This window comes from uncultured Dietzia sp., assembly GCF_937873725.1.
GTDB lineage: Bacteria > Actinomycetota > Actinomycetes > Mycobacteriales > Mycobacteriaceae > Dietzia.
The window spans coordinates 1-2,815 of the sequence record NZ_CALMYY010000061.1 but is presented as its reverse complement, the minus strand read 5'-3'; the positions used below and the strand labels follow the sequence as shown (position 1 = coordinate 2,815).

The 2,815-nt window shown below is 73.6% G+C and carries 3 protein-coding genes; 2 read left to right on the top strand and 1 reads right to left on the bottom strand.

Annotated features, from left to right (window positions below; genetic code table 11):
* Window positions 1-22 precede the first annotated feature (22 nt).
* Window positions 23-1,447, bottom strand: coding sequence for an FAD-dependent oxidoreductase (locus Q0444_RS05550; RefSeq protein WP_291079492.1), 1,425 nt, complete (start codon window positions 1,445-1,447; stop codon window positions 23-25).
* A gap of 79 nt (window positions 1,448-1,526) precedes the next feature.
* Between Q0444_RS05550 and Q0444_RS05545 the strand changes: the two genes are divergently transcribed.
* Together Q0444_RS05545 and Q0444_RS05540 are read left to right on the top strand one after the other, a co-directional pair.
* Complete coding sequence (locus Q0444_RS05545) at window positions 1,527-1,943, top strand: rhodanese-like domain-containing protein (RefSeq protein WP_291079491.1); 417 nt, start codon at window positions 1,527-1,529, stop codon at window positions 1,941-1,943.
* A gap of 58 nt (window positions 1,944-2,001) precedes the next feature.
* Window positions 2,002-2,815: aminotransferase class I/II-fold pyridoxal phosphate-dependent enzyme (locus Q0444_RS05540; RefSeq protein ID WP_299021984.1), on the top strand; the 814-nt coding region annotated here is incomplete at its 3' end.

The window sequence follows — 2,815 nt, the reverse complement described above, 5'->3', positions numbered from 1 at the left end:
GGGGGCGGTGGGTGGGGGGCGGTCAGCCGGCGGCGGCCACGTCGAGCATCGCCGCGCGGCTGCCGAGCTTGGTGCGCTCGCGGCCGGCGGCCCGTCCGAGCGAGCGCTCGCGGGCGTCGATCGCGGCCCAGCCGGAGCCGTCCACCACGGTCACCCCGCGCTCGGCCAGCAGGTCGCGCACGGCCTGCGGGTCGGTGCGCTCGGGCTCTGCCAGGGCGCCGGCGTCGAGGTCGGCGATCAGCAGGTCCACCGTGTCCACCGCGCAGTGGCGGTTGGTGCCGATCACGCCGGTGGGCCCGCGCTTGATCCACCCGGCGGTGTACAGCCCCCGCACGGGCTCGCCGCCGGGCCCGGTGAGCACCCGCCCGCCGTCGTTGGGGATGGTCGCGGTGGACGGGTCGAACGGCACGCCGGCGAGCGGGTCCGACCGGTAGCCCACGGCCCGGTAGACGGCATCCACGGCGATCTCCTCGACCTCGCCGGTGGCGCGCACCCGCGTGCCGTCGGGCTCGGTCCGCTCGAGGCGCAGGCCGGCCACGCGGCCGTCGACGCCGAGCACCTCGACGGGGGACCGGTGGAAGCGGAACCGCACCACGCGCCCGCCGGCGGAGAGGGCGGCGGCCTCGGCCTGGTCGGCCGAGGCGTGACCGGCCTCCGCCTGCGCGGCCGCCCACGCGGCCAGTTGGTCGCAGACCTGCCCTGCCCGGCGATCATGCTCCAGGTGATCGCGGGCCTCGTCGTCGTACTCCAGGTCGGCGGGGTCCACCACGATCGTCAGGCCCTCCACCTTGCCCATCTCCCGCAGCTCCAGCGGGGTGAACTTGGCGTACGCCGGGCCGCGCCGGCCGATCACGGACACCACCCGGGTGGCGCTGGCGGAGAAGCCCTCGCGGACGTGCTCGGGGATGTCGGTGGCCTCGAGCTGCCCGGGGGTGCGGACGAGCATCCGGGCCACGTCCAGGGCCACGTTGCCCACGCCCACCACGGCGGCGCGGCGGGCGGTCAGGGCCCAGTCGCGGTCGGCGTCGGGGTGGCCGTCGTACCAGGTGACGAACTGCGCGGCGCCGTACGAGCCGGCGAGGTGCTCGCCGGGGATGCCGAGCTCGCGGTCGGCCAGCGCGCCGGTGGCGAACACCGCCGCGTGGTAGAACCGCGGCACGTCCGCCACGGTGAGGTCGCGGCCGAACTCGACGTTGCCCAGGAAGCGGATCCGCGGGTCGGCGCCGATCGACTCCAGCGTGCGGGCGATGCCCTTGATGCGCGGGTGGTCGGGGGCCACGCCGTGGCGGAGCAGGCCGAACGGCACGGGGAGCCGGTCCAGGCAGTCCACCACGATGTCCCGGCCGTGCTGATCGGCCCAGGTGAGCAGGGCCTCGCACGCGTAGACGCCCGCGGGCCCGGATCCGACGACGGCCACGCGCAACACGGAATCCGAGGGAGTCGTCATGTCCCGATCGTCGCACAGATGGGCGACCCGGGGACCTCGACCCGACCGAACGGCGGGTGGGGGAGCATAATCGTCTCCCATGAGCGACTACGTGGGGGACCTCGATCCGCATCAGGCCTGGGATCTGCTCGCGAGCGAGCCGGACGCGGTGCTGGTGGACGTGCGCACCAGCGCCGAGTGGCAGTGGGTCGGCGGTGCCGACCTGTCGGGGCTGGGCAAGCACACGCTGGGCATCGAGTGGATGACCTCGGCGGGCGAGCGCAACCAGCGGTTCGTGGAGCAGCTCGCCGAGGCGGGCCTGGGCCCGGACACGCCGGTGCTGTTCCTGTGCCGCAGCGGGGCCCGGTCGGCGGCCGCCGCGAGCGCCGCCACCGCCGCCGGTTACGGCCCCGCCTACAACGTGGCCGAGGGGTTCGAGGGCGACCCGGACGACACCGGCCACCGCGGCACGGTCAACGGTTGGAAGGTCGCGGGCCTGCCCTGGCGGCAGTCCTGACCGGCGCGGCGGCCCGCCGCGCCCACCGAGTCCCGCCCATTCTACGAGAAAGCACAGGATGAAGAACAACGAGCTCCCCGACGGCCTCCACTCGGACACCCTGGGGGTCCGGGCCGGTCAGATGCGCACCGGCTTCGAGGAGACCTCGGAGCCGATGTTCCTCAACTCCGGCTACGTCTACGAGTCGGCGGAGGCCGCGGAGGCGGCGTTCAACGGGGACATCCAGCGCTTCGTCTACTCCCGCTACGGCAACCCCACCGTGGCGATGTTCCAGGAGCGGCTGCGGCAGATCGAGGGCGCCGAGGCGTGCTTCGCCACCAGCTCCGGCATGTCGGCGGTGTTCGTGGCGCTGGCCGCGCTGTGCGGCAACGGCTCGCGCCTGGTGGCCTCGCGGGCGCTGTTCGGTTCCTGCTTCGTGATCTGCAACGAGATACTGCCGCGCTGGGGCGTGGAGACGGTGTTCGTGGACGGCGCCGATCTGGACCAGTGGCGCGAGGCGTTGAGCGAGCCGACCGACGCCGTGTTCTTCGAGTCCCCCTCCAATCCCATGCAGGAGCTGGTGGACGTCCGCGCGGTATGCGAGCTGGCCCATGCGGCCGGCGCGCAGGTGGTGGTGGACAACGTCTTTGCCACCGTCCTGCACCAGAAGCCGCTCGAGCTGGGCGCGGACATCGTGGTCTACTCCACCACCAAGCACATCGACGGCCAGGGCCGCGTCCTGGGCGGCGCCGTGCTGGGGCCGGAGGAGTTCATCTCCGGGCCGGTGCAGAACCTCATGCGCCACGCCGGGTTCGGGATGAGCGCGTTCAACGCCTGGGTGCTGCTCAAGGGGTTGGAGACCATGAGCCTGCGGGTGGAGCGGATGTCGGCCA